The organism is Streptomyces sp. NPDC048664 (assembly GCF_040650555.1).
GTDB lineage: Bacteria > Actinomycetota > Actinomycetes > Streptomycetales > Streptomycetaceae > Streptomyces.
The window spans coordinates 163,978-189,280 of sequence record NZ_JBEZHK010000006.1 but is presented as its reverse complement, the minus strand read 5'-3'; the positions used below and the strand labels follow the sequence as shown (position 1 = coordinate 189,280).

The 25,303-nt window shown below is 71.8% G+C and carries 22 protein-coding genes and 1 pseudogene; 9 read left to right on the top strand and 14 right to left on the bottom strand.

The features are described from left to right. Positions 1-62: 62 nt before the first annotated feature. The 7 genes and pseudogenes from AB0C59_RS09235 to ssd form a co-directional block, all read right to left on the bottom strand. A pseudogene (locus tag AB0C59_RS09235) lies at positions 63-338 on the bottom strand (Rv3654c family TadE-like protein); the annotation flags it as partial. Continuing rightward, entirely contained in the window at positions 335-664 is a 330-nt protein-coding gene (locus AB0C59_RS09230; RefSeq protein WP_363002213.1) for a TadE family type IV pilus minor pilin, read from the bottom strand. The pseudogene AB0C59_RS09235 and the gene AB0C59_RS09230, both read right to left, overlap by 4 nt. 76 nt (positions 665-740) lie before the next feature. Then, positions 741-932: a DUF4244 domain-containing protein gene (locus AB0C59_RS09225; RefSeq protein WP_363002414.1), complete on the bottom strand. Its 192-nt coding sequence runs from the start codon at positions 930-932 to the stop codon at positions 741-743. A 234-nt stretch (positions 933-1,166) separates the two neighbouring features. Then, the gene (locus AB0C59_RS09220; protein WP_363002211.1) at positions 1,167-2,003 is read right to left on the bottom strand and encodes a type II secretion system F family protein; all 837 of its coding nucleotides are present in this window, start codon (positions 2,001-2,003) and stop codon (positions 1,167-1,169) included. Beyond that, complete coding sequence (locus tag AB0C59_RS09215) at positions 2,000-2,851, bottom strand: type II secretion system F family protein (RefSeq protein ID WP_363002412.1); 852 nt, start codon at positions 2,849-2,851, stop codon at positions 2,000-2,002. The genes AB0C59_RS09220 and AB0C59_RS09215 overlap by 4 nt, the downstream gene beginning before the upstream one ends. A gap of 14 nt (positions 2,852-2,865) precedes the next feature. Then, positions 2,866-4,029 (bottom strand): TadA family conjugal transfer-associated ATPase, encoded by a 1,164-nt coding sequence (locus tag AB0C59_RS09210; protein WP_363002410.1) that lies wholly within the window; start codon positions 4,027-4,029, stop codon positions 2,866-2,868. 225 nt (positions 4,030-4,254) lie between these two features. Continuing rightward, positions 4,255-5,346, bottom strand: coding sequence for a septum site-determining protein Ssd (gene ssd, locus AB0C59_RS09205; RefSeq protein ID WP_363002209.1), 1,092 nt, complete (start codon positions 5,344-5,346; stop codon positions 4,255-4,257). 600 nt (positions 5,347-5,946) lie between these two features. Between ssd and AB0C59_RS09200 the strand changes: the two genes are divergently transcribed. Next, positions 5,947-6,771: an HAD family hydrolase gene (locus tag AB0C59_RS09200; RefSeq protein ID WP_363002207.1), complete on the top strand. Its 825-nt coding sequence runs from the start codon at positions 5,947-5,949 to the stop codon at positions 6,769-6,771. 428 nt (positions 6,772-7,199) lie between these two features. Here AB0C59_RS09200 and AB0C59_RS09195 read toward each other — a convergent pair whose 3' ends face one another. Beyond that, positions 7,200-8,024 (bottom strand): oxidoreductase, encoded by an 825-nt coding sequence (locus AB0C59_RS09195; RefSeq protein WP_363002205.1) that lies wholly within the window; start codon positions 8,022-8,024, stop codon positions 7,200-7,202. Between the two features lie 101 nt (positions 8,025-8,125). Between AB0C59_RS09195 and AB0C59_RS09190 the strand changes: the two genes are divergently transcribed. Further along, on the top strand, positions 8,126-9,106 hold the full coding sequence (locus AB0C59_RS09190) for an ATP-binding protein (RefSeq protein WP_363002203.1): 981 nt from the start codon (positions 8,126-8,128) through the stop codon (positions 9,104-9,106). Between the two features lie 100 nt (positions 9,107-9,206). Here the strand turns inward: AB0C59_RS09190 and AB0C59_RS09185 are convergent, their stop codons facing one another. Beyond that, the gene (locus tag AB0C59_RS09185) at positions 9,207-10,484 is read right to left on the bottom strand and encodes a hypothetical protein (RefSeq protein ID WP_363002201.1); all 1,278 of its coding nucleotides are present in this window, start codon (positions 10,482-10,484) and stop codon (positions 9,207-9,209) included. A gap of 339 nt (positions 10,485-10,823) precedes the next feature. Between AB0C59_RS09185 and AB0C59_RS09180 the strand changes: the two genes are divergently transcribed. From AB0C59_RS09180 to AB0C59_RS09155, 6 genes are all read left to right on the top strand, one after another. Further along, the gene (locus AB0C59_RS09180) at positions 10,824-13,205 is read left to right on the top strand and encodes a SulP family inorganic anion transporter (protein ID WP_363002199.1); all 2,382 of its coding nucleotides are present in this window, start codon (positions 10,824-10,826) and stop codon (positions 13,203-13,205) included. A 189-nt stretch (positions 13,206-13,394) separates the two neighbouring features. Next, entirely contained in the window at positions 13,395-15,392 is a 1,998-nt protein-coding gene (gene acs, locus AB0C59_RS09175) for an acetate--CoA ligase (RefSeq protein ID WP_363002197.1), read from the top strand. Positions 15,393-15,648: 256 nt separating this feature from the next. After that, the gene (nhaA, locus tag AB0C59_RS09170) at positions 15,649-17,106 is read left to right on the top strand and encodes a Na+/H+ antiporter NhaA (protein WP_363002195.1); all 1,458 of its coding nucleotides are present in this window, start codon (positions 15,649-15,651) and stop codon (positions 17,104-17,106) included. 96 nt (positions 17,107-17,202) lie between these two features. Next, complete coding sequence (locus tag AB0C59_RS09165; RefSeq protein WP_363002193.1) at positions 17,203-17,682, top strand: phage holin family protein; 480 nt, start codon at positions 17,203-17,205, stop codon at positions 17,680-17,682. Next, positions 17,679-18,617, top strand: coding sequence for an alpha/beta hydrolase (locus AB0C59_RS09160; RefSeq protein WP_363002192.1), 939 nt, complete (start codon positions 17,679-17,681; stop codon positions 18,615-18,617). Before AB0C59_RS09165 ends, AB0C59_RS09160 begins: the two co-directional genes overlap by 4 nt. Positions 18,618-18,786: 169 nt before the next feature. Further along, positions 18,787-18,966 (top strand): hypothetical protein, encoded by a 180-nt coding sequence (locus AB0C59_RS09155; protein ID WP_363002190.1) that lies wholly within the window; start codon positions 18,787-18,789, stop codon positions 18,964-18,966. A 27-nt stretch (positions 18,967-18,993) separates the two neighbouring features. Here AB0C59_RS09155 and AB0C59_RS09150 read toward each other — a convergent pair whose 3' ends face one another. The 3 genes from AB0C59_RS09150 to nth form a co-directional block, all read right to left on the bottom strand. Beyond that, the gene (locus AB0C59_RS09150; protein WP_363002188.1) at positions 18,994-20,205 is read right to left on the bottom strand and encodes a MarP family serine protease; all 1,212 of its coding nucleotides are present in this window, start codon (positions 20,203-20,205) and stop codon (positions 18,994-18,996) included. Between the two features lie 180 nt (positions 20,206-20,385). Beyond that, on the bottom strand, positions 20,386-21,078 hold the full coding sequence (locus AB0C59_RS09145; RefSeq protein WP_363002186.1) for a CoA pyrophosphatase: 693 nt from the start codon (positions 21,076-21,078) through the stop codon (positions 20,386-20,388). A 193-nt stretch (positions 21,079-21,271) separates the two neighbouring features. Further along, positions 21,272-22,348 carry an endonuclease III gene (gene nth, locus AB0C59_RS09140; RefSeq protein WP_363002408.1) on the bottom strand — a complete coding sequence of 359 codons (1,077 nt, stop codon included), beginning with the start codon at positions 22,346-22,348 and terminating at the stop codon, positions 21,272-21,274. Positions 22,349-22,599: 251 nt separating this feature from the next. Between nth and AB0C59_RS09135 the strand changes: the two genes are divergently transcribed. Next, entirely contained in the window at positions 22,600-23,274 is a 675-nt protein-coding gene (locus AB0C59_RS09135) for a Crp/Fnr family transcriptional regulator (protein ID WP_359401992.1), read from the top strand. A 305-nt stretch (positions 23,275-23,579) separates the two neighbouring features. Here AB0C59_RS09135 and AB0C59_RS09130 read toward each other — a convergent pair whose 3' ends face one another. Continuing rightward, positions 23,580-24,410 carry an MBL fold metallo-hydrolase gene (locus AB0C59_RS09130; RefSeq protein ID WP_363002184.1) on the bottom strand — a complete coding sequence of 277 codons (831 nt, stop codon included), beginning with the start codon at positions 24,408-24,410 and terminating at the stop codon, positions 23,580-23,582. After that, entirely contained in the window at positions 24,407-25,276 is an 870-nt protein-coding gene (locus AB0C59_RS09125; protein WP_363002182.1) for an NUDIX hydrolase, read from the bottom strand. Before AB0C59_RS09125 ends, AB0C59_RS09130 begins: the two co-directional genes overlap by 4 nt. Between the last annotated feature and the right edge of the window lie 27 nt (positions 25,277-25,303).

Here is a 25,303-nt window from a genome sequence, read left to right as displayed (position 1 = left end):
GCCGGCCCCGCTCTCGCCCTGACCTCGGCGGCGAACAGCCCGGAACCCCAGGCGGCCGTGACATCGGACAGCTCCCCCACGACCGCACACCGCACGAGCCTGCCGCCCTGGGCCGCTGCCACGCGTCCCGCGCCGCGGCAGGCCACGACCTCTCCAGCCGTCCGGAGATCGGCGGCGGCGAGCGCCGCCAGGTCCGCCGCCGCGGCTGCCCGATGACGAGCCAGCACGGCCTCTCCCTGGGCCAGCAGAACCCCGAACACGGCACACAGGGCGCCGATGGCGCAGACGGCCCAGACCGTCGCCGAACCCCGGTCGTCAGCCTGGCGCCGCCGCGTCATGGAGCCACCCCCACCGTGTCCTCCGCCATCGCCACCGCCTCACCGTGCAGTTGCAGCGACAGCGAGGCCGGGCCGGGTGGACGGGCGGCGACCGTCACCCGCACCAGATCGCCTTGCCGGCTCACCGCCACCCGCGCCCCGTGGGGCGCGGCCTGCCGGACCATGTCCTGGACCACTGCCGCGGGCTCCTGCCGGGCCGCCGCGCGGGCTCCCGTCCTGGCCGCGTCCGCGCACTGGAGCTGCGTGGACACGGCCAGCAGGGCCCAGACGAGGCCCATGGCGAAGAGCACCAGGGCGGGAAGGGCGACCGCGGTCTCCGCCGTCACGAACCCGCGGTCCCGGTCGCGGCCGCGCCATCCCACATCAGAGGGCCGCCCTTCCTCTCCGGGACCCGTCATCCCGTCACATGTGCACATCGAGCGCCCGTTTCACGATGCTCTGCAACTCCGCGCTGACCTGCCCGCTCGTCAGCACCTTGTAGAGCACCGCCGCGAAGGCCACGGCTGCGATGATCCCCACCGCGTACTCGGACGTGACCATGCCGCGGTCCACGCGCACCAGCGCCCGCACACGGCGCATCGCCGCGCGCCCCATGGTCCTGACACGTCCCGCTCCTGCCCGTACCACTGCTTTCCCGCTCATACCTGCCCCCGTGAGGTTCACGATCCATTGATCTGTCCGCTGATCCGGTCTGGTCTGTTCGCTTGGCTGATCTGGTCTGTCGGTGCTTCTTCGCGTCTTTGCCTGTTCGCCTGTTCGCGTCCGGGACGTGCGCCCCGGCACCCGCGCTCTCGCACCTCTCGTGCGACCTGCGCGGTTCGCGTGCTGTCATCCACCACCTCCGCCCAGCAGTCCGCCCGCGAGCCCGATCACCACGGGAAGCACGCCGATCGCGATGAAGGCGGGCAGGAAACACAGGCCCACCGGGACGGTGACCATCACCCCCGCACGTCGTGCCCGCGCCGTCGCCGCCCGGCTCCACTCCGCCCGGGCCTCCGCCGCGAGGCGTCCGACCTGTGCGGCCGCGGGGACACCGGAATCCCCCGCACGCTCCAGGAGTCGTGCCAGCGCCGCGGCGCCGGGAAGTGCGCCGAGCCGCTGCCAGGCCTCGGCCGGTTCGGCCCCGAGCCGTATCTCCGCGGCGCCCCGTGCCAGCCGCGCGCCCACCGGTCCCTGCAGGGCCTCGCCAACCGCCTGGGCGGCGGCCACGGGACTCGCGCCCGCCGCGACGCAGGCCGCCAGCAGATCCGCGGCCAGGGGCAGTTGCCGGGCCGCCTCGGTTGGGTCGTACTCCTCCATGAGCCGGCCTCGCACCTGCCGGTCCCGCCATCGTGCGACGCCGAGCCCGACGACCAGTCCGGCTGCCGCCCCGCCCCACCCGCCGAGCAGCACCCAGCCGGCGCACAGAGCCCCACCGGCCAAAAGCCACGCGTGCACGGCGTTCCTGCCCCGGGCACCGAGCCACGTGCCGCCGTGTTCCCCGGCCCACCGTCCGACGAGTCGGGGGAGGCCCCGTGTCGGTGGCCCGTCACGCCGCTCCAGTACGGTTCCCAACCGGCTCCGTGCCCTCCGCTCGCGTCGCGCGTGGGCGAGCTCCGAGCCTGCCCACCACAGCGCCAGCACCGCGCAGAGCATCCCCAGCCTGTGGACAACTTCCTCGCTCATGCCGCCTCCGCCCCTCGCACAATCCGCATGGCCCACCACACCCCGGCCCCCTCCAACGCGCCCCCGATCCCCAGACAGGCGAGTCCCGGGCCGCTGTGCAACAGCACCCGCAGCGGGTGAGCCCCGAGCGCGGTGCCCAGCAGAAGACCGAGAACCGGCAGTCCCGCGAGCAGGACGGCGGTGGACCGGGAGCCCGCCAACTGGGCCTGCAGATCGGCGCGCTGGTCGCGATCGGCACGCAGGGCCGCTTCCAGCCGCTCGAGCCCGGCCGCGAGGCCGGCGCCCCGGTCCACGGCCACTCGCCAGCACGCTGCGAGCCCCGACAGTCCCTCGACGCCCGGTCGTCGCGCCGCTTGAAGGAGAGCGCTCGGCACATCGCCCCCGAAGCGCGCCGCCGCCAGTACGGCCGCCTGCGCCTGCCCCAGTCCCGCCGACTCGCGTGCCGCTCGCAGCAGCGCCTCGCCCGGCTGGCGTCCCGCGCGCACCTCTCCGGCGAGGGTCGCGCACAGCGCGATCACCGCCGCGTCCCGCTCGTCCCGTGCCCGCCGCTCCGCCTGCGCCATGCGTACCCGGCGCAGCAGAGGAACCCCCGCGATCCCGGCCGGCAAGGGCAGGACGGACGCCGAGAGCAGCGCGATCAGCGCGCCCACGGCGACCGGCGCCCACAGGGGCCACCGGGCGGACAACCGACGCGTCCACCCGCGCACACGGTCCCAGGGCCGAGAGCCCGGGCGTTCCGCCGTCCCTCCGCCCGCCAGCAGCCGCCGGGCTCGGCGCAGCCCCGCTCTCGAGCCGCACGTCATCCAAGCCGCCGCACCGGCGCAGGCGAGCCCCACACCTTCGGGCATCCGTCCGAAACCCGTCACGGCACCTCACCCCCGTCGCCCGCGTCGTCGCCCGCCCGAAGCAGCTCCCTCAGCCGCTCCCACCCCCGCTCCCGTGTGAACGCCTCGAGCCCCCAGCGGAGCGCGGGTACGGTCACCACGAGCCCCGACGTGTCCCGTTCCAGCACATGGACCTCCGCGATCCGGCGCCGTCCCCTGCGGTCGCGCACCAGATGCAGGACGACCGACAGCGCGGCGGACAACTGGCTGTGCAGCGCCGCGCGGTCGAGGCCGGCCGCCGTGCCGAGCGCCTCCAGCCGTGCGGGCACCTGGGCCGCCGCGTTCGCGTGGAGGGTCCCGCACCCGCCCTCGTGACCCGTGTTGAGGGCGGCCAGCAGCGACACCACCTCGGGCCCGCGCACCTCACCGACCACAAGGCGATCGGGTCTCATGCGCAGCGCCTGCCGCACCAGGTCCTGGAGCTCCACGAGGCCCACGCCCTCCTGGTTCGCGGGCCGTCCCTCGAGGCGCACCACGTGCGGGTGATCGGGCCGCAGCTCCGCCGAGTCCTCCGCCAGCACGATCCGCTCCGCGGGACCCACCACGCCCAGCAGGGCGCTCAGCAGTGTGGTCTTGCCCGTGCCGGTGCCGCCGCTGATCACGAAGGAGAGCCGGGAGGCGATCAGGGCCCGCAGGACGCGGTCACCGCCCGGTGGCACCGTCCCCGCCGCCATCAGCTCGTGCAGGGTGAACGCCCGTGGACGTACCACGCGCAAGGACAAGCAGGTGCATCCGACGGCGACCGGGGGCAGGACCGCGTGCAGCCGGGTGCCGTCCGGCAGTCGGGCATCAGCCCATGGCCGGGCGTCGTCCAGCCGTCGTCCGGCCACGGCCGCCAGCCGCTGCGCGAGTCGCCGTACGGCTGCCGCGTCCGGGAAGGACACCGCCGTCAACTCGAGGCCGCCGCCCCGGTCCACCCACACCCGGTCGGGCGCGGACACCAGGACGTCCGTGACGGACGGGTCGGCGAGCAGCGGTTCCAGCGGGCCGCTGCCGACCAGCTCGGAACGCAGCTGCCGCGCCGCACCCAGCACTTCCGCGTCGCCCAGCACCCGTCCCTGCTCCCGCAGAGCCTGCGCCACGCGCGCCGGTGTCGGTTCGGCCCCGCTCTCGGCCAGCCATTCGCGCACTCCGTCCAGCAGACGCGTTCGCCCGTCGGAGCCAAATCCGGAACCCGTCGCGTGCTCCGGCCCCACGGCCGCGGCCGACCGCCCGATCGTGACCGGCCTCCCGACCGGATCCGGCCCTCTCTCCGCACCCGCCCGCCCGTACGGCTCCGACGTCGGCCTCGCAGCCGCCCCCGACCTCGTACGGGGCTCCGCCTTCGGCCCATGGCTCGTCGCCGTATTCCAGCCGCCGCTCATCCGTCACTCACCCGCCCCGTCGAAAGCCCGCCCCCAGAAGGCCGAGCAGAACCGGGCCAGTGGTGCGCGCGCGGCGCCTCCGGGCGGCACGGACCCGTCGGCCGGAGTCGTCTCCGAGGGCACTTCGCCGACCAGCGGCAGCCCCATCAGATGTGCCACCTCCCGGGCGTCGAGTCCGTGGACGAACGGCCCGCGCACCGCGACCCGCAGATCTCCGAGGACCATGCCGACGGCCGAGGCGACGCGCCGTGCGGCCGCCACGGCGCGCAGTTCGGCGGTAACCACCATGACCCCGAGGTCCACCTGTGCCAGGACCTCCGCGACCCCCTCGTCCACGCGCCGCGGGAGGTCGACCACGACCGCGCCACCGCGTCTGCGGCCCGCGGCGAGAACGGCACGGACCGCCTGGGGCGGGATGGCCACGGTGTCCCCGCGGTCCCAGCTGAGCACGCGCAGCGCGTGCAGCTCGGGCAGGGACTCCTCCAGCGCGCCGCCGCCGACCCTGCCCCGGGAGGCGGCGAACGCCGGCCAGCGAAGCCCTTCGGTGCTCTCGCCACCGAGCAGTACGTCGAGACCGCCGCCCAGGGGATCCGCGTCCACGAGCAGGGTGCGCCGCCCCTCTCGCGCGGAGGTGACGGCGAGGGCGCACGCGAGTGTGGAAGCGCCGGCGCCGCCCCGGCCGCCGATCACGCCCACGGTGAGCGCGGGCCGCCTGACCCCTTCGACCACGTCGGCGATGCGGTCGATGAGCCACTGCTCGCCTTCCGGCAGCAGCAGGACATGATCGGCGCCGATCTCCACCGCGCGCCGCCAGACACCGGGATCGTCCTGGTCCCGTCCGACCAGCACCACTCCGCCTCGACGCGTGGCCGACCGCACGCGCCGGGCCGCGTCGTCTCCGACGAGGACGAGCGGCGCGGCCTCCCAGCTGCCCCGGCGCTGCGGCGCCGCGGGATGGACCTCGGGTCTGGCTCCCGCCGCCGCGCACAGGCGCAGCAGGTCGTCGAGGAGCTCCGCGTCCTCGGTGACGATCAGTGGGCCCGTCCGCCGCCCCTCGGCGACGGACGGGCCGTCGTACGTGATGGCTCCCGCCACGATCTCCAGCCCCTTCGCTGCTCTTCGCGTTCTTCACGCTCTTGCGTGACCCGCGGTGCAGGCTCGCTGCGGCCCCGCTGTTCCCGCTCGTGTGAAGAACCGGCAACCGGTCTCCATATGAACGGCCGATACGAACCGGCCATACGCGTCCGGCAAACGGAACCTGACGTGAACTCGCCGTCGGCAGGACGCGTTGGAATCACGGTGGGGCGATCTCGGAAATCATGTGGATCTTGGTCGAAAACTGTGGACATCGCGACGCCTGTGAATATCGCCACCGCCCAAACGGGCGAAAGCTCGGGCAGCTTCCACAGCGCAGCACCTCAACTACGGAGAGCGACGACCCGAGGGCGCACCAAAACGGCGCCCGCGAGGCGGCCAGAGGGCCTCACGAGCGCCTGGAGATCAGGAAAAACCCACCCGGACATGCGACGACCCCCGCCGGGGGGGAGAGCGGGGGTCGTCCCCACGGCCGACTCGGGGGGGGAGGAGTCGGGCCGGGTTAGCACGGTCGCGAACGATCCGTGACTTCCATGGTGTACCCGAGAGCCCTCTCAGGCAAACCCACGCGCCACACCTTACGCCGAATGGCGGGCGCCTATGCTCAGCATCGTGGAAAACCACTCCTTGCCTCGCACAGCGGCCTTCTTTGACCTGGACAAGACGGTCATTGCGAAGTCGAGCACACTCACCTTCAGCAAGTCCTTCTACCAAGGCGGACTGATCAACCGCAGGACCGCGTTGCGGACCGCGTATGTCCAGTTCGTGTTCCTCGCAGGCGGCGCGGACCACGATCAGATGGAGCGGATGCGCGAGCAGCTGTCCGCGATGTGCCGCGGCTGGAACGTCGAACAGGTCAAAGAACTGGTCGCCGAGACACTGCACGACCTGATCGATCCGATCATCTACGACGAGGCCGCGTCGCTCATCGAGGAGCATCACACCGCGGGGCGCGACGTGGTGATCGTGTCCACCTCGGGCGCCGAAGTGGTCGAGCCGATCGGCGAACTCCTCGGCGCGGACCGCGTGATCGCCACCCGGATGGTCGTGGGCGACGACGGCTGCTTCACGGGAGAAGTGGGGTACTACGCCTACGGGCCGACCAAGGCCGAGGCGATCAAGGAGCTGGCGGAGTCGGAGGGGTACGACCTCGCGCGCTGCTTCGCCTACAGCGACTCGGCGACCGACCTGCCCATGCTGGAGTCGGTCGGCCATCCGCACGCCGTGAACCCGGACCGGACCCTGCGCCGCGAGGCGCTCGCCCGCGACTGGCCGGTCCTGGACTTCCACCGTCCCGTGCGACTCAAGCAGCGTCTGCCGGTGCCGCCCCGCCCGGCCCTGCTCGCGATGGCCGCCATAGGCGCCGCCGCGGCGACGGCCGGGCTCGTCTGGTACGCCAACCGCCGGCGCGCGTCGGCCATGTGACCCGCCACGGCCGAGGGTCGAGCGACGGCCGCCACCGGCCGCCCGATTCGCACCCCTTTGAAGGTAAAAGTAAAGAACCGCATGTGGGGGTTCCGCTCGGCCCGGGGCTGGAGTAGAAAAGGGATTAACGGCCCGCGAGACCAAAGGAACATCCGGAAGGATCACCTTTAATCAACGCAGTTGGCCCCACGGACCGAGCATGAACACTGGGCACCCACGCGACGTCGACCCGTCGATTACGGGCCAGCCGCACCAGGTGACGGGCAAAAGTTCCCGACCTGATGGGCGACACAACGAGGACGCTTGGTAACCCGGCGAGCATGCCAGCGGCGGTACGACTCCTCGTACCGCCGCAACCATGTGGAGCCCCGCACCGTGAAGGCTCCGACGCGAGGCCGTCCTTCAGTTGCGGGTAGCACGTCGTCCGGCTACGCCGCGCCGCGCTGCAGTGCCTCGCAGACCGCGGTCGACTCCCGGGCACCCAGCCCGACCGCGGTCCCGCAGTGCGCGATCCACGCCGCCATGCCTTCCGGAGTGCCCGACGCATAGCCGTCGAGAGCGGCGACGTAGGCCGCGCGACCCAGCTCCGCGTGTCCGACGTCCGCGGGGCAGACCGCCTTCGGGTCGAGACCGCTGCCCACGAGCACGATGCGCTGGGCCGCACGCGCCACCAGGCCGTTGTGCGAGCCGAAGGGACGCAGGGCGAGCAACTCGCCGTGCACGACGGCCGCGGTCACCAGGGCGGGCGCCGAACTGCCGGCGACGATCAGCTGGGAGAGGCCTTCCAGCCGGCCGGAGACCTCGGCCGCACCGGGGAGGGGCAGCTCCACGAGTGGTTCGTCGACCGGCTCGCCCTCCTGCCTCGGGCGCCCCACGCGATCGCCGGAGCCCGCGGCGGCCACGAGGTGGAGCCGGGCCAGGACCCTCAGCGGCGACTGCCGCCAGATGGAGAGCAGTTGACCCGCCTCGGCGCTCAGCCGCAGGGCGGCGCCGACCGTGCGCGCCTCGTCGTCCCCACTGAAGTCCGTGCGCCGACGCACCTCCTCCAAGGCCCAGTCGGCACCGGCCAGCGCGGCCGAACCCCGGGCGGCTCGCAGGGCCGCCTCGGACGTGATCTCGTTGCTGCGGCGCCGCATGATCCGATGCCCGTAGACCCGGTCCACGGCCTTGCGCACGGCCTCCACCGACTCGGCCACCGTGGGCAGCGTGCTCAGGACGGCGAGCGGATCGGCGTTCGCACCTGTCGTACTCATGAGTACGACACTACGCACCCCCGCGCCCCCTCCTTCGAAGGAGTGGTCTTCTTCACGCACGCCTGCCACACAGAGCAGTGAAGAGACTACTCTTGGTGAACATGAAAATTGCTTTCGTCGGGAAGGGCGGCAGCGGCAAGACGACCCTGTCCTCCCTGTTCGTCCGCCATCTCGCCGCCACCGGCGCGCCGGTGATCGCCGTGGACGCCGACATCAACCAGCATCTGGCGGCGGCGCTCGGGCTCGAGGAGGCCGAGGCCGGGGCGCTGCCCGCCATGGGCGAACGACTTCCGCTGATCAAGGACTATCTGCGGGGCAGCAACCCGCGGATCGCCTCCGCCGAGACGATGATCAAGACCACGCCGCCGGGCGAGGGCTCGCGGCTGCTGCGGGTGCGGGAGCACAACCCGGTCTACGACGCCTGCGCACGCCCCGTGGAACTCGACGGCGGCACCGTCCGTTTGATGGTCACCGGCCCCTTCACGGACGCCGACCTGGGGGTCGCCTGCTACCACTCCAAGACGGGAGCGGTGGAGCTGTGCCTGAATCATCTGGTCGACGGGCGCGACGAGTACGTGGTGGTCGACATGACCGCGGGCTCGGACTCGTTCGCCTCCGGGATGTTCACCCGCTTCGACATCACGTTCCTCGTCGCCGAGCCGACCCGGAAGGGGATCTCCGTCTACCGGCAGTACAAGGAGTACGCCCGCGACTTCGGGATCACGCTGAAGGTCGTCGGCAACAAGGTGCAGGGACCCGACGACCTCGACTTCCTGCACACGGAGGTCGGCGACGACCTGTTGGTGACGGTCGGACACTCGAACTGGGTCCGCTCCATGGAAAAGGGCCGCCCACCCCGGTTCGAGCTCCTGGAGACGGACAACCGCCGGTCCCTGCACACCCTTCAGGCTGCCGCCGACGCCACCCACGAACTGCGCGACTGGGAGCGCTACACGCGCCAGATGGTCCACTTCCACCTGAAGAACGCGGCCGGCTGGGGCAACGAGCGCACCGGCACCGACCTGGCGACTCAGGTCGACCCGGGCTACGTGCTGGGCGAGGGCATGGCGGCCGTCGTGTGAGCGATCAACGCACGACTTCGGGCGCCCGAGGCGTCCGCACCCGGCGGCACCGGTGCGCCTTCCTCCCGCGGCGTGTCACCAACCTGCCCGGACAGCGCGACTAGCGCCTGACCGGCGGCGCCCCCTCGGGGCGCTTCGGCACCGGGACAGGACCCGGGGTCGGGTCGCCGAGGAAGGATCTCCAGCCCTTCGCCGGAGCCTGGCCGACCTTGAGGGTGCGCAGCCTGTCGAGGACGTCGGGATCCTGCGTGTCCAGCCAGTCCGCGAGCTGGTGGAAGGAGACACAGCGCACGTCGGGCAGGGTGCAGATCCGCTCGATCACCTCTTCGACCGCACGCATGTAGGTGCCGCCGTTCCAGGACTCGAAGTGGTTGCCGATCACCATCGGCGCACGGTTTCCGTCATAGGCCCGCTGGAAGCCCTGGAGGAGTCCGTCCCGCATCTGGTCGCCCCACTGCGCGTATTTGTCGGGGTCGCCCTGGGTCTCGGCGCCGGACTGGGCCGCCTTGAAGTCGTAGTCCATGGAGACCCGCTCGCCGTCGCCCCCGGGAAAGGGCACGTGCTGCATCGACAGATCCCACACGCCGTCCTTCTTGTCCGGCCAGACCTGCTCGCCCACGCCCGAGGTGTCATAGCGGAAGCCCAGTTGCTGGGCTGCCTGAAGGAGGTTCTGCCGCCCCTCCAGACAGGGGGCGCGCCCGCCGATGAGCTCCTTGTCGTAGTCGAAGGGAAGCGAGGGGTCCGCTTTCAGACCGGAGTTGGTCTTCCAGGACTTCACGAAGGACTTCGCCTGGGCGATCTCCTTCTTCCACTCGTCGGTGGACCATTGGCTCACGCCGTTCTCGCTGTCGCAGAAGTGACCGTTGAAGTGGGTCCCGATCTCGTTGCCCTCCAGCCAGGCGAGTCGCAGTTGCTCGACGGTGCTCCGGACACCGGTCACGTCGTTGAACCCGGCGCCCGAACTGCCCGGCGAGTGCCGCGGCGGCTTGTACAGGCCGCGCTTGCCCTCGGGCAGCAGATCCAGGCCGCTGAGGAAGAACGTCATGGACGCGTTGTTGGACCTGGCGACTTTGCGGAAGTAGGAGAAGAGCCTGTGGCCGTCCTCGCCGGCGCCGTCCCAGGAGAAGACCACGAACTGAGGGGGCTTGCGGCCCGGCTCCAGGCGGTCGGGCCGGGGCAGATGAGGCTGGGCGCCGGTGTAGGAGGTGGACCCGTCGCCGATCAGGCGGACCGTGCTTCCGCGCGCCGGGGCGGGGGCACCTGAGGGCTTTGTCGTGCCGCGCTCGGTGCGGGTCGCGCCGATCCAGCACCCGGCCAGCGCGGCGGCACAGGTCACGGCCAGCGCCACGCGGACTGCGCTCCTGCGGATGGCGGCCATCCTGGCCCACCTTCTTCCTTCGGTCGGGGCCGAGTCGAACGGGTGCTCTGCGGTACCGCGGGGCAGGCACGCGGCCCGCTGCGGTCCGGTCAAGGTGGCACGGGACGGCGAAGAAATTTGTATGACAAGCCGATGAGGTGAGGCATTCATTCCACTGGGTGATTCCTCGCCCTGTTTGCCCCGACAACGAATACAGTTCCTTTACCTGGCATTACGATTCATTTACTGACTGTTGGCATTCCGGCGCTCACGCCGTGTTCCACGGCCGCGCCCGTCCCGGGTCCCACCGGGACCACAAGAACCGCGACCGCGACCGCCGCACCGGAGGAGACGGGAACCATGCCCGCCTGCGTCCCCACTCGCACCACCGATCCGACGCGCACCGAACGCGTCCACCCTCCCCACAGCCCCCCACCGACCCCACCCCGCCGCTTCCGCGTGGCGGGCGCCGACCTGTCGGCCTCCATCGCGGTCTTCCTGATCGCCCTCCCCCTGTCCCTCGCCATCGCGCTGGCCACGGGCGCACCGCTCCAGGCCGGACTCGTGGCCGCGGCCGTCGGCGGCATCGTGACGGGTCGGCTCGGTGGCAGCCCGCTCCAGGTCAGCGGTCCCGCCGCGGGGCTCACCGTCGTGACCGCCGACCTCATCCACCGCTACGGATGGCGTACGACCTGCGCCATCACCGTCCTCGCGGGTCTCGCCCAACTGGGCCTGGGCTGTCTGCGCGTGGCGCGCGCAGCGCTCGCCGTCAGCCCCGCGATCGTGCACGGCATGCTCGCCGGGATCGGTGTCACCATCGCCGTCGCCCAGCTGCACATCGTGCTCGGCGGGACCCCGCAGAGCGAAGTGCTCGACAATCTCCGTGCGCTGCCCGCCCAGTTGGCCCGCCTGACGCCGGCCGCCGCGTCCGTGAGCGTGCTGACGCTGGCCCTGCTGCTGCTCTGGCCGCGGCTCCCCGGACGGGTCGGCCACACCCTGCGGCGGGTACCCGCCGCGCTGGTCGCCGTCGCCGGGGCCACCGCCACGGCCTGGTTCGCCCGGCTCTCCCTGCCCAAGGTCGAGCTGCCGTCCTGGCGCAGTCACGCGCTGGTCGGCCTGCCCGAGGGCCCGGCGCTCGGCATCGCCGCCGCCGTCCTCACCATCACGCTGGTGTGCAGCGTGCAGTCGCTGCTCGGCGCCGTCGCAGTCGACAAACTGGCTGCCGGGCGCCATCCGCACCTCGGCCGTTCCCACCTGGACCGCGAGCTGCTCGGGCAGGGCGCCGGGAACATCGTCTCGGGGGCGCTCGGCGGACTGCCCATCGCGGGCGTCGCCGTCCGCAGCTCCGCGAATGTCCAGTCGGGTGCGGTCAGCAGGAACTCCACGGTTCTGCACGGCGTCTGGGTGGTGGTGGCCGCGCTGCTGATGGTCCCGGTGCTCGAGCTGATCCCCCTCGCCTCGCTCGCGGCCCTGGTGATGGCCGTCGGCATCCAGATGGTGTCCCTGCACCACATCCGCACGGTGACACGCCATCGAGAGGTGCTGGTGTACGCGCTCACCACGCTCGGCGTGGTCTTCCTGGGCGTCCTCCAGGGGGTCGCCCTCGGCGTCGCCGCCGCCGTCGCCGTCGCCATGCACCGCCTCGCCCGCACCCGCATCACGCACGAGGAGAGAAACGGAGTTCACCACGTACGCGTGCGCGGGCAGTTGACGTTCCTGGCCGTGCCACGGCTCAGCCGGGCACTGCACCCGGTGCCGGCGGGGGCGGAGGCCGTGGTGGAGCTCGACGGGTCGTTCATGGACCACGCCGCCTACGAGGCCCTCCAGGACTGGCAGCGCACCCATCTCGCGCGCGGCGGCAGCGTGCACTTCACCGGCAGGTCCGGCACCAGAATCTCCCTGCCGTCACTGGAGTCCGCGCAGGCGTCCACGCAGGACGGCACGCCCGCGGAGTCCTCCGCATGCCGCTGCCGTCCGTGGACGCCGTGGCGCAACCACCAGTGCGAAGGCCCGCCCGCCGGGCCGCCCGAGGAGCATCCGGGCAGCCTCGCGGACGAGCCGGCGGCCGGCGGCCGACTCGCGCGAGGCATCAGCGCCTTCCAGCGGAACACCGCCCCCCTGGTACGCGGTGAACTGGCCAGACTGGCACGAGAGGGGCAGCAACCGTCGCAGCTCTTCCTGACCTGCGCCGACTCGCGGCTCGTCACGTCGATGATCACCTCCAGTGGTCCCGGCGACCTCTTCGTCGTCCGCAATGTCGGCAACCTCGTGCCGCTGCCCGGCGCGGAGAGCGGGGACGACTCGGTGGCCGCGGCCATCCAGTACGCGGTGGACGTGCTGGAAGTACGGTCCATCACCGTGTGCGGGCATTCCGGGTGCGGCGCGATGCAGGCCCTGATCGGCTCCGGGACCGGGACCGGGCGGACGCCGCTGGACCGGTGGCTGAGACACGGTCGGCCCGGCCTCGAGCGGCTGACCGGCGACGAGCGGGCGCGGCCCCGTATCGCCGACCGGGAGCCCGCCGACGCGGTCGAGCAGTTGTGCCTGACGAACGTGGTCCAGCAGCTGGAGCATCTGCGGGAGCACGAGTCGGTGGCGCGGGCGCTCGGGGCCGGCGCACTCGAACTGCACGGGATGTACTTCCACGTCGGTGAGGCACAGGCGTATCTGCTCGGCCGCCCCGGTGAGGACTCCGTCTTCGAGCGTGTGGAGGTGAGCGGGGAGTTGCCGAGTCCGGCCTGACCTCCCGACGGCGCACTGCGCACGACCCGCGGCGGCGAGCCCCGCTCTCCGCCGCGACCTCGGAGGACCCCGGCCGGCACCATCGCCGGGGTCGGGGTCCGACGACACCCCAGGCCGCGAGGCTGCCACGACAGGTCTAAACCAATAATCGGGCGACCCTTGTCATCAAGCCCCCAGGTCTGATGAGCTGTGGGCTGGGACACAACGGACACCCCGGGAAAGGGAGATGTCGTGAGCAACGAAAGCCTGGCCAACCTGTTGAAGGAAGAGCGCAGGTTCGCACCGCCGGCCGACCTGGCCGCGGGCGCCAACGTCACGGCGGAGGCGTACGAACAGGCCAAGGCTGACAGGCTGGGCTTCTGGGCCGAGCAGGCCCAGCGGCTGACCTGGGCCGTGGAACCGGCCGAGACCCTCGACTGGTCCAACCCGCCCTTCGCCAAGTGGTTCAAGGACGGCAAGCTCAATGTCGCCTACAACTGCGTCGACCGACACGTCGAGGCGGGTCACGGCGACCGGGTCGCCATCCACTTCGAGGGCGAGCCCGGCGACAGCCGCGCCATCACCTACGCCGAGCTCAAGGACGAGGTCTCCAAGGCCGCGAACGCCCTGCTCGAACTCGGGGTCCAGAAGGGCGACCGGGTCGCGGTCTATCTGCCGATGATCCCCGAGGCCGCCGTCGCGATGCTGGCCTGCGCCCGCATCGGCGCGGCGCACTCCGTCGTCTTCGGTGGTTTCTCGGCAGACGCCCTCGCCACCCGCATCCAGGACGCCGACGCCAAGGTGGTCATCACCTCCGACGGCGGTCACCGGCGCGGCAAGCCGTCCGCTCTGAAGCCCGCCGTGGACGACGCGGTCGAGCGCGTGGACAGCGTGGCGCATGTGCTCGTCGTGCGTCGCACGGGCCAGGACGTCGCCTGGACCGAGGGCCGCGACGTGTGGTGGCACGAGATCGTGGACCGGCAGTCGGCCGAGCACACGCCCGAGGCCTTCGACGCGGAGCACCCGCTGTTCATCCTGTACACGTCCGGTACCACGGGGAAGCCGAAGGGCATTCTGCACACCTCCGGCGGCTATCTGACGCAGACGTCGTACACCCACCACGCCGTCTTCGACCTCAAGCCCGAGACCGACGTGTACTGGTGCACGGCGGACATCGGCTGGGTCACCGGCCACTCCTACATCGTCTACGGGCCTCTGGCGAACGGCGCGACCCAGGTCATGTACGAGGGCACGCCCGACACCCCGCACCAGGGGCGCTTCTGGGAGATCGTGCAGAAGTACGGGGTCACCATCCTGTACACCGCGCCGACGGCCATCCGCACGTTCATGAAGTGGGGTGACGACATCCCCGCCAAGTTCGACCTGAGCAGCCTGCGCGTTCTCGGGTCCGTGGGTGAGCCGATCAACCCCGAGGCGTGGATCTGGTACCGGAAGAACATCGGAGCCGACCGCACGCCGATCGTGGACACCTGGTGGCAGACCGAGACCGGCGCGATGATGATCTCGCCGCTTCCGGGCGTCACCGAGGCCAAGCCCGGCTCGGCGCAGCGTCCCCTGCCGGGCATCGGCGCGACCGTCGTGGACGACGAGGGCCACGAGGTGGCCAACGGCGGGGGCGGCTACCTCGTGCTCACCGAGCCGTGGCCCTCGATGCTGCGCACCATCTGGGGCGACGACCAGCGGTTCCTCGACACCTACTGGTCGCGGTTCCAGGGCAAGTACTTCGCCGGGGACGGCGCCAAGAGGGACGACGACGGCGACATCTGGCTGCTCGGGCGCGTCGACGACGTGATGCTCGTGTCCGGGCACAACATCTCCACCACGGAGGTCGAGTCGGCGCTGGTGTCGCATCCCGCGGTCGCCGAAGCCGCGGTCGTGGGCGCCGCGGACGAGACCACGGGGCAGGCGATCGTGGCGTTCGTGATCCTCAGGGGCACGGCGTCGGAGGACGAGACCCTGGTCGCCGAGCTGCGCGACCACGTCGGCGCGACACTGGGCCCGATCGCCAAGCCCAAGCGGATCCTTCCCGTGGCGGAGCTGCCCAAGACGCGGTCCGGAAAGATCATGCGGCGCCTGCTGCGCGACGTCGCGGAGAACCGCCAGCTCGGGGACGTCACGACGCTGACGGACTCGGCGGTGATGGACCTGATCCAGGCGAAGCTGCCCGCGGCGCCCAGCGAGGACTGAGCGCCCCGCTCGCGCTCCTGACCCTCGGCGGGGGTACTCGGCTCCAGGCCGGGCACCCCCGCCGCACCCCGCTCGCACGAGCCCCGACCGCAGACACGCGGAACCTGATCACACACGCGCGGAACCCGATCGCAATGATCAGGTAAAATGGTCAGCTCAAGGTGTGCCGGGAAGTCTGGTCGGCAAGCCGTTCGCGAGCCTGCACAAAGCCTCGGGGCGGTCGTCAGTCCGTCGTACCGACCCGGAGGTCTCCGCCGTGGCCGTGCCCCGCACTCGCACCCGTACGTTCCTCGGTCGCCTCTCCCTGCCCGAGCGAGCCTTCGTCGCGAACGCGTTGCGCACCGAGACCGTCGGCGGTGTGCTGCTCCTGCTCGGCGCGGTCGCGGCGCTGCTCTGGGCGAACATCCCCGCACTGTCCGACAGCTACCGGGCCGTCGGCCAGTACCACTTCGGTCCCGCCGCCCTGGGCCTCCAGCTGTCCGTCCAGCACTGGGCCGCCGACGGACTCCTCGCGGTCTTCTTCTTCGTCGCCGGGATCGAACTCAAGCGTGAACTGGTCGCGGGAGAGCTGCGGGACCCTCGTGCCGCCGCGCTCCCCGTCGTCGCCGCGCTCTGCGGCATGGCCGTGCCCGCCGCCGTCTACGCCGTCACCAACGCCGCCGGCGGCGGCTCCCTCATCGGCTGGGCGGTGCCCACGGCCACCGACATCGCCTTCGCGCTCGCGGTGCTCGCGGTCATCGGCACCTCCCTGCCCTCCGCCCTGCGCGCGTTCCTGCTCACCCTGGCCGTCGTCGACGACCTGTTCGCGATCCTGATCATCGCCGTCTTCTTCACGTCCGACCTCGACTTCGCGGCCCTCGGCGGCGCCGTCGCCGCTCTCGCCGTGTTCTGGGTGCTGCTGCGCAAGGGCGTACGGGGCTGGTACGTGTACGTTCCGCTGGCGCTCGTCATCTGGGGCCTGATGTACAACAGCGGGGTCCACGCCACCATCGCCGGCGTGGCCATGGGCCTGATGCTGCGCTGTCACCGCCACGAAGGCGAGGAGCACTCCCCCGGCGAGCACATCGAGCACCTCGTACGGCCGCTGTCAGCAGGACTGGCGGTACCGCTGTTCGCCCTGTTCAGCGCGGGTGTCGTGGTCTCGGGTGGAGCGCTCGGGGACGTGTTCACCAAGCCCGAGACGCTCGGTGTCGTGCTCGGCCTGGTCGTCGGCAAGGCGACCGGCATCCTCGGTGGCACCTGGCTGACGGCCCGCTTCACCAGGGCCTCGCTGAGCGAGGAGCTCGCCTGGGCGGATGTGTTCGCCGTCGCGGCCCTGGCCGGGATCGGCTTCACCGTCTCCCTGCTCATCGGCGAACTCGCGTTCAAGGACGACGCCGTGCTCACCGACGAGGTCAAGGCCGCCGTACTCGTCGGCTCGCTGATCGCGGCGACCTGCGCCACCGTTCTGCTCAAGATCCGCAACGCCCGGTATCGGGCCCTGTGCACCGACGAGGAGCGCGACGACGACCTGGACGGCGTCCCGGACGTCTACGCGCAGGACGATCCGGCGTACCACCTGCGCATGGCTGAGATCCTGGAGCGCAAGGCAGCCGAGCACCGCCGGCTGGCCGCGCTGAAGGCGGCGCACGCCGAGGGCCGGGACGAGGACGGCGCCGGCGTGGTTGCCGAAGTACCGGGCGGGGCAAGCGAGGAGAACGGCCGTCCGGCATGATCTGACACATCCGCACCACTCCGCGGCGTTCGTGGAGCGCATGCCCCACAAGAGCCGCTTACGCAGACATACGCAGCAGAAAGCAGGGAGACCGCGATGAGCGCACCCGACGGCAGCCCGGTCGGCGCCGAACGCAGCATCGGCCAGTTGTTCGCCTCGGCGACGACCGACTTGTCCGCACTGGTGCACGACGAGATCGCGCTGGCGAAGGCTCAGCTCAAGCGGGACGTCAAGCGCGGGGCGACGAGCGGCGGCGCGTTCACGGCGGCCGGCGCCGTACTGCTGTTCTCCCTGCCCATGTTGAACTTCGCGCTGGCGTACGGCATCCGGACATGGACCGGGTGGAACATGGCCATCTGCTTCGTGCTGTCCTTCGCGGCCAATGTGCTGGTCGCCGGGCTGCTCGCGCTGGTCGGCGTGACGATGGCGAAGAAGGCCAAGAAGGGCAAGGGCCCGCAGAAGGTGGCGGCCTCGATGAAGGAGAGCGCGAGCGTCCTCCAGCACGCCAAGCCGCACCCGCGCCCGTCCACCCCGGCCGACACCGTGGTCGAGGCTGTGGCACGCTCGACCTCATGACGGACCCCGCCACCCCTTCGGCGCAACCCCCCTCGGCCGTACGGATCGACGGACCCTGGACGCACCGGGACGTCGCGGCCAACGGCGCGCGCTTCCACATCGCGGAACTGGGCGACGGGCCCCTGGTGCTGCTGCTGCACGGCTTCCCGCAGTTCTGGTGGGCGTGGCGGCATCAGATGGTCGCCCTCGCCGACGCGGGCTTCAGGGCCGTCGCGATGGATCTGCGCGGGGTCGGCGGCAGCGACCGCACTCCGCGGGGGTACGACCCCGCCAACCTGGCGCTCGACATCACCGGGGTCGTACGGTCCCTCGGCGAACCGGACGCCGCGCTCGTCGGCCACGATCTGGGCGGATACCTGGCCTGGACGGCGGCGGCCATGCGCCCCAAGCTGGTGCGCCGACTCGTCGTCACGTCGATGCCGCACCCCCGGCGCTGGCGTTCGGCGATGCTCGGCGACGTACGGCAGACCGCCGCAGGCTCCTACATCTGGGGCTTCCAGCGGCCGTGGCTGCCCGAGCGCAGGCTCACCGCCGACGACGGCGCCCTGGTCGGGCGGCTCATCCGGGACTGGTCGGGGCCCAGGCTGCCGGACGACGACGCCGTCGAGACGTACCGGCGCGCCATGTGCATCCCGTCGACGGCGCACTGCTCGATCGAGCCGTACCGCTGGATGGTGCGCTCTCTGGCCCGGCCCGACGGCATCCAGTTCAACCGGCGGATGAAACGGCCGGTCCGTGTCCCGACCCTGCATCTGCACGGGTCTCTGGATCCCGTGATGCGCACGAGGAGCGCCGCCGGGTCCGGCGAGTACGTGGAGGCGCCGTACCGCTGGCGGCTGTTCGACGGGCTGGGGCACTTCCCGCACGAGGAGGACCCGATGGCGTTCTCCTCCGAACTCGTCAACTGGCTCACGGACCCCGAACCGGACCGCTGAGGCCGTCCGCGGCACACGGCGGTCACCGACCTCGTTCGGTGACCACGCGAACACACCACACACTCGGATGGGAACATCTGTTCCTCGAACGGCCACATGCCCGCCGCATACGCCAATTGGGCGGTACGAGGGCGGTTATCGACCTTGGGCCGGGGGCAGACGTCGGGGTATGGGCTGGACGCACGACTTCAGTGACGCAGCACGCACCCGCCGTTCGGCCGGCGTGCCGAGCTCCCACCACGGGGGCACCCCGCAGCTGGCGGGCACAGATCCTCAGATGGGCATTCCGCACATCCTGCGCCGCCGGGCCCGCTGGGTCTCGGTCCGTCTGCGTCACCAGCGCGACTGACTCCACCGACCGCGGGGGCTCCCCGGATCACAGGGCGCAGTTGTCGCTGTCCACCTGCTGGTTCGCCGTACGGCCCTTGGTGATGTCCTCCTGGATCTCGTCCGCGGTCAGCGCGTACCCGGTGTCGGCGTCGTCGAGGGACTTGGCGAAGACGACCCCGTAGACGGTGCCCTGCGGCGTGAGCAGCGGGCCTCCGGAATTCCCCTGGCGCACGATCGCGTACAGCGAGTACACGTCGCGGTGGACGGTGCCCCGGTGGTAGATGTCCGGGCCGTTGGCCGCGATCTGGCCGCGGATCCGCGCGGGCTGGACGTTGTAGGAGCCGTTCTGCGGGAAGCCCGCGACGATCGCGCCGGCACCGCTGGGCGCCTGCGTGGGCGTGAAGCGCAGCGCCGGCGCGTCGAGGTCCGGTACGTCGAGTACGGCGATGTCGCGGCGCCAGTCGTAGAGGACGACCTTGGCGTCGTACTTCCTGCCTTCCCCCCCTATCTGGACCGTGGGCTCGTCGACACCGCCCACCACGTGCGCGTTGGTCATCACACGACGGTCGCCGAAGACGAAGCCGGTACCTTCGAGCACCTTGCCGCAGCTCGGCGCGGTGCCCACGACCTTGACGATGGACCGCTGCGCGCGGAGGGCGACCGCGCTCCTGGCCAGGGCCGGGTCGGGGGGCCGCACCTCGGTGATGGGTTCGTTGGAGAAGGGGCTGAAGACCTGGGGGAAGCCGTTCTGCGCGAGGACGGCGTAGAAGTCCGAGAACCACGCGTCCGCGTGCGTACGGGCCTGTCCGGGCAGGGCGGTGGAGATGCCCTGGAGGACCTTGGAGCCACGGACCTCCTTGCCGAGCGTCGGGATCGTCGTACCGGCGAACGCCGCGCCGAGCAGCCAGGCGACCAGCAGCATCGCCACGACGTTGACGAGGGCGCCTCCGGTGGCGTCCAGGGCGCGGGCCGGGGACCAGGTGATGTACCGGCGCAGCTTGTTCCCGAGGTGGGTGGTCAGGGCCTGGCCGACGGAGGCGCAGACGATCACCACGGCGACGCCGACGATCGCGACGGTCGTGTCCACCTTGCGGCCGCCCGTCGCACGGTCCCACAGGAGGGGCAGCAGGTAGACCGCGACGAGGCCCCCGGTCAGGAACCCGACGACCGACAGGATGCCCACCACGAAGCCCTGGCGGTAGCCGACGATCGCGAACCACACGGCGGCGACCAGCAACAGGATGTCCAGCACGTTCACCGCTTCGAGCCTCGCCTCTTCACGTTCCGGTCGACCAGGTTCCGGCCGACCGCGCCGGGGTCGGCCGTGCTCCGGCCGTCCGGTGTGCGGTCGTCCTCGTCCGGGCGGTGGTTCGGCCCGTCACGCGGCGGCAATGGGGCATGGGATCCCCCGGGAACACTGAGCACGGGGGCAACCCTGTCATGCGTGCCAGTCGAGCGGGACCTGCTTGTCACGGTCCCAGGGGCGCTCCCAGCCGGCGTAGTGCACGAGACGGTCGATGACTCCGGCCGTGAAACCCCACACAAGGGCCGATTCGACCAGGAATGCCGGGCCCCGGAATCCACGTGGATGCACGGCCGTCGCCCGGTTCGCCGGGTCCGTGAGATCGGCCACGGGGACGGTGAACACCCGCGCCGTCTCGTTCGGGTCGACGACGCCCACCGGGCTTCTGCGGCGCCACCAGCCGAGGACGGGGGTCACGACGAAGCCGCTGACCGGGATGTAGAGCCTCGGGAGCACGCCGAACAGCTGCACGCCGCTCGGGTCGAGCCCGGTCTCCTCCTCCGCCTCGCGCAGGGCTGCCCGCAGGGGCCCGTCGGTTCGAGGGTCGCCGTCCTCCGGGTCCAGGGCACCGCCCGGAAAGGAGGGCTGCCCGGCGTGCGAGCGCAGTGAACCGGCGCGCTCCATCAGCAGCAGCTCGGGCCCCCGCTCGCCCTCGCCGAACAGGATCAGGACGGCCGACTGGCGGCCCCCGCCGTCCTCGGGCGGCAGGAAGCGGCTGAGTTGAAGCGGCTCGACCGTCTCCACGGCCCGTACGACCGGGTCGAGCCAGTCCGGGAGGCCTTCCTTGCTCAGCGGCAGCCGCCCGCCCTCGGTGCCAGGGCCGCTCATGCGGTCCGTATCGCTCGCGTGTGTCATCGACACCCCCGTTCTGTCGATCCCAACGCCCGCGGGGTCCCGGATCGTTCCGCACGTCCCTCGTGCGGGTGTGCCGTGCCGGAGGGCGCGGACGCGGTCCCGGCGGGCACGACGACGGACACGGCGGCCCCGCCCCGTCCCCTCACGCGGCTCCTCCCGCGGCCCCTCATCCGGCCCCCAGCGGCGGCGCCGGGATGCCGCCCGCGTCCAGGTAGGCCTGCGGCGGCTTGAGCCGCTGCCCGGGGAGTCCGCCCTTCTCGTACTTCAGGAGCTTCCTGGCCTTCTCGGGATCGGTCTCTCCCTCGCCGTACGCCGGGCAGAGCGGGGCGATCGGGCAGGCGCCGCAGGCCGGTTTGCGGGCGTGGCACATCCGGCGGCCGTGGAAGATCACATGGTGCGACAGCATCGTCCAGTCGCTCTTCGGGAAGAGCGCGCCGACGGCCGCCTCGATCTTCTCCGGGTCCGTCTCGTCGGTCCACTGCCAGCGGCGGACAAGGCGCTGGAAGTGGGTGTCGACGGTGATCCCCGGGCGTCCGAAGGCGTTGCCCATCACCACGAAGGCGGTCTTGCGGCCGACCCCGGGCAGGGTGACCAGATCCTCCACGGTGCCGGGCACCTCGCCCGCGAACCGCTCCACCAAGGCCTTGGAGAGGCCGATCACCGACTTGGTCTTGGCCCGGAAGAAGCCGGTCGGGCGCAGGATCTCCTCGACCTCCTCCGGGTTGGCCGCGGCGAGGTCCTCGGGGGTCGGGTACCTGGCGAAGAGCGCCGGGGTCGTCTGGTTCACCCGCAGGTCGGTCGTCTGCGCGGACAGGACGGTGGCGACGATCAGCTGGAAGGGGTTCTCGAAGTCGAGTTCCGGATGGGCGTACGGATACACCTCGGCAAGCTCACGGTCGATACGCCGGGCCCGGCGGACGAGGGCGGTGCGCGACTCGGCGCCGAAGGGCTTTGCGGCGGCCTTGGCGGCCTTCTTCGCAGGCGCCTTCTCGACGGCCTCGGCGGACTTGGCGGCGGGCTTCTCGGGCGCCGCCTTCTTCTTCGCAGCCGCCCTCTTCACCGTCACCGCATTCCTCGTCGCCGCCGCTTTCGTCACTGCCGCCCTCTTCGCCGTCGTCGCCGCCGGCGTTCGAGCGGGCGGATTCCCCGCCGCTCCCTCGGGTGCCGCCTTCGCCACCTTTGCCGTTTTCCTTCCGCCGCCGGGGCCGTGTTCGCCCACAGCGGAATCGCGCCGTACAACCATCCGCTCAGCCCCCTCGGCCTGCGCTCCCACCGGCGTTTTGGACACCCGGCCAGCCTAAAGCCAGGCACCGACATCCGCCCCGGAGCCCGCGGACCGAGCCCTGATCGGACCCCTGCCTCGTACCCCGGCACACCGGTGCGGCATCCTTGTGACAGATCACACTGTTTGGACCGTCCGGCAAAATGGGGAACACGGTCCCCTGGTATGACGGGGGAGCAAGATCCCCTGAGCAGGTCGACAAGGAGAAACTCGTGGACGACGTTCTGCGGCGCGCCCCGCTCTTCGCGGCGCTCGATGACGAGCAGGCCGCGGAGCTCCGCGCCTCCATGAGTGAGGTGACCCTCGCCCGCGGCGACTCGCTGTTCCACGAGGGCGATCCCGGTGACCGCCTGTACGTGGTCATGGATGGCAAGGTCAAGCTTCACCGCACTTCCCCCGACGGCCGCGAGAACATGCTCGCGGTCCTGGGCCCCGGCGAGCTGATCGGCGAGCTGTCGCTGTTCGACCCGGGCCCGCGCACGGCGACGGCCACCGCGCTGACCGAGGTCAAGCTGCTGGGCCTTGGCCACGGCGACCTCCAGCCGTGGCTGAACGCGCGTCCCGAGGTGGCCGCGGCACTGCTGCGCGCCGTCGCCCGGCGCCTGCGCAAGACCAACGACCAGATGTCCGACCTGGTCTTCTCCGACGTACCCGGCCGTGTTGCGCGGGCGCTGCTGGACCTCTCGCGGCGGTTCGGCGTGCAGTCCGAGGAAGGCATCCACGTGGTGCACGACCTCACGCAGGAGGAGCTGGCCCAGCTGGTCGGCGCGTCCCGCGAGACGGTCAACAAGGCGCTGGCGGACTTCGCCGGCCGCGGCTGGCTGCGCCTGGAGGCGCGCGCCGTGATCCTTCTGGACGTCGAGAGGCTCGCTAAGCGCTCCCGGTAGCACCCCGTGCACAGGAAGAGCCCCACCATGCGGTGGGGCTCTTCCTGTGCACGCGGGTGGGTGCCATGGGTGCGGCGGGCCGCGAACACCGTCGTGCGTACGAGCGAACACCGCGCCGACCCCGGACTCGCACCCCGTGGGCGACGGACGACGCACCGCGACCGGCTGCCGCCCGCCGCACCGCACCACGGTGGCGACGGCCACGGCGACCGCCACAGCGTTCTCGGCCGCCGTCGGGTGTGCGACCACGCGTTCGGTGCCCTGTCCGCCGCGGCGGGGACCGCAGGCTCCGGCGCCCCGGGTGCTCAGATCAGCCCGTGCTCGCTCAGGTACTCCAACTGCGCCCGTACCGACAGTTCGGCCGCGGGCCACAGCGAGCGGTCCACGTCGGCGTACACATGGGCCACGATCCCGTCCGCCGTGCGATGTCCGTTCTCGACCGCCGTCTCGACCTGGGCGAGTCGGTGGGCGCGGTGGGCGAGGTAGAACTCGACGGCGCCCTGTGCGTCGTCGAGCACGGGTCCGTGGCCGGGCAGCACGGTGTGGACGCCGTCGTCCACCGTGAGCGACCTGAGGCGGCGCAGGGAGTCCAGGTAGTCCCCCAGACGACCGTCTGGGTGGGCCACGACGGTCGTACCGCGCCCGAGGACGGTGTCCCCGGTCAGGACGGCCCGGTCGGCCGGGAGATGGAAGCACAGGGAGTCGGCGGTGTGGCCCGGCGTCGGCACGACACGCAGCTCCAGGCCGCCGACCGTGACCACGTCGCCGTGTCCGAGGCCCTCGTCGCCGAGCCGGAGGGCGGGGTCCAGGGCGCGCACCTTGGTGCCGGTCAGCCCGGCGAACCGGGCCGCGCCCTCCGCGTGGTCGGGATGGCCGTGGGTGAGCAGCGTGAGCGCCACCCGCTTGCCGGACTTCTCCGCCGTCGCGATCACCTGGCGCAGATGTCCCTCGTCGAGCGGGCCGGGGTCGATCACCACGGCCAGCTCCGAGTCCGGCTCGGAGACGATCCAGGTGTTGGTGCCGTCGAGCGTCATCGCCGACGCGTTGGGGGCGAGGACGTTGGCGGCGCGCTCGGTGGCGGGTCCCGAGAGGACCCCGCCGCGCGGCTGGCCGGGAAGGGCCGCGGCGTCGGTCATGCGGACGCTCCCCCTGTCGGGATGTGCTTGGTGAACTCGTCGTGCCCCGGCCAGGACAGGACGACCTCGCCGTCCTGGAGGCGGGCCGTGGCCAGCACCGGGGTGAGATCGCGGCCGGGCGCGGCCGTCAGCGCCTCGGCGGCGGTGGCGTAGGGGGCCAGCTGGCGCAAGGTCGCGATGGTGGGCGGCATCATCAGCAGCTCGCCCTTGTCGTACGAGGCAGCCGCCCGCGCCGGGCTGATCCAGACCGTGCGGTCGGCCTCCGTGGAGGCGTTGCGGGTGCGCTGCCCCTCGGGGAGCGCGGCCACGAAGAACCAGGTGTCGTAGCGGCGGGGCTCGAACTCGGGGGTGATCCAGCGGGTCCAGGCGCCGAGCAGGTCGGAGCGCAGGACCAGTCCGCGGCGGTCGAGGAACTCGGCGAAGGACAGATCGCGGGCGACCAGTGCCGCGCGGTCGGCCTCCCAGTCCGCTCCGGTGGTGTCCCCGACGACCGTCTCGGGGGTCGGACCGGCCAGCAGGACACCGGCCTCCTCGTACGTCTCCCGCACGGCGGCGCAGACGATCGCCTGGGCGGACGTCTCGTCGACGTCGAGGCGGTCAGCCCACCACGCGCGCGTGGGGCCCGCCCAGCCGATCCTGAGGTCGTCGTCGCGCGGGTCGACTCCGCCACCCGGGTAGGCGTACGCGCCCCCGGCGAACGCCATGGAGGTGCGTCTGCGCAGCATGTGGACGTCGGGCGTGCCGTCGGTGTCCCGCAGGAGCATGACGGTGGCCGCCCGTTTCGGGACCACCGGGGTCAGCGTGCCTTCCGCGAGCGCGCGGATCCGCTCTGGCCACTCCGGTGGAAACCACTGCCCATTCGCCATGGGCGGAGGCTATCCCCTGGCGGGCGG

Coding starts and splice junctions, on each gene's coding strand:
- AB0C59_RS09225 (WP_363002414.1), bottom strand. CDS start 932: ATGGGGCGCGCGGCGATGCGCCGTGTGCGGGCGCTGGTGCGCGTGGAC.
- AB0C59_RS09220 (WP_363002211.1), bottom strand. CDS start 2,003: ATGAGCGAGGAAGTTGTCCACAGGCTGGGGATGCTCTGCGCGGTGCTG.
- AB0C59_RS09215 (WP_363002412.1), bottom strand. CDS start 2,851: ATGCCCGAAGGTGTGGGGCTCGCCTGCGCCGGTGCGGCGGCTTGGATG.
- AB0C59_RS09200 (WP_363002207.1), top strand. CDS start 5,947: ATGCTCAGCATCGTGGAAAACCACTCCTTGCCTCGCACAGCGGCCTTC.
- AB0C59_RS09195 (WP_363002205.1), bottom strand. CDS start 8,024: ATGAGTACGACAGGTGCGAACGCCGATCCGCTCGCCGTCCTGAGCACG.
- AB0C59_RS09190 (WP_363002203.1), top strand. CDS start 8,126: ATGAAAATTGCTTTCGTCGGGAAGGGCGGCAGCGGCAAGACGACCCTG.
- AB0C59_RS09185 (WP_363002201.1), bottom strand. CDS start 10,484: ATGGCCGCCATCCGCAGGAGCGCAGTCCGCGTGGCGCTGGCCGTGACC.
- AB0C59_RS09180 (WP_363002199.1), top strand. CDS start 10,824: ATGCCCGCCTGCGTCCCCACTCGCACCACCGATCCGACGCGCACCGAA.
- AB0C59_RS09165 (WP_363002193.1), top strand. CDS start 17,203: ATGAGCGCACCCGACGGCAGCCCGGTCGGCGCCGAACGCAGCATCGGC.
- AB0C59_RS09160 (WP_363002192.1), top strand. CDS start 17,679: ATGACGGACCCCGCCACCCCTTCGGCGCAACCCCCCTCGGCCGTACGG.
- AB0C59_RS09155 (WP_363002190.1), top strand. CDS start 18,787: ATGGGCTGGACGCACGACTTCAGTGACGCAGCACGCACCCGCCGTTCG.
- AB0C59_RS09145 (WP_363002186.1), bottom strand. CDS start 21,078: ATGAGCGGCCCTGGCACCGAGGGCGGGCGGCTGCCGCTGAGCAAGGAA.
- nth (WP_363002408.1), bottom strand. CDS start 22,348: ATGGTTGTACGGCGCGATTCCGCTGTGGGCGAACACGGCCCCGGCGGC.
- AB0C59_RS09130 (WP_363002184.1), bottom strand. CDS start 24,410: ATGACCGACGCCGCGGCCCTTCCCGGCCAGCCGCGCGGCGGGGTCCTC.
- AB0C59_RS09125 (WP_363002182.1), bottom strand. CDS start 25,276: ATGGCGAATGGGCAGTGGTTTCCACCGGAGTGGCCAGAGCGGATCCGC.